Raw genomic sequence first — 363 nt, forward strand, 5'->3', positions numbered from 1 at the left:
CAAAACACTCCTCCAACAAAACGAAGGATATGATGTGAGAGTGGCGGCGGTCTTTGACAGGGCCGGCAACACCTATGCGGGTGCGGAGGTCGTTGCGAGCTTCGTGACGAAGGATACGATCGATCTGATCCGTCCCCGCGTCAGCCTGACCGACCCACGCGATGAGCAGCGTGGTCTGGCCACGGACATCTTCGCCCGCGTCGCGTTCGACGAACCGGTGGATCCCGTCTCGGTGAGTTCCTCTACCGTGACGCTTTATGATTATAGCCGTGGTCGGAACATTACTACCGATATAAGCCTTTCGGACGATCGTCTTCTGCTCAATCTTCAGCCCATCGACGTTCTTCTTCCGCTTGGTCGTTA

At 56.5% G+C, this 363-nt stretch carries 1 protein-coding gene; it reads left to right on the forward strand.

Annotated elements, in window-relative coordinates; translation table 11 throughout:
* Positions 1-40 precede the first annotated feature (40 nt).
* The coding region (locus tag NOG11_RS15250; protein WP_256620603.1) for an Ig-like domain-containing domain at positions 41-363 on the forward strand (323 nt) is incomplete at its 3' end.

Origin of the sequence: Parvularcula maris, assembly GCF_024505085.1 — a bacterium.
GTDB lineage: Bacteria > Pseudomonadota > Alphaproteobacteria > Caulobacterales > Parvularculaceae > Parvularcula > Parvularcula maris.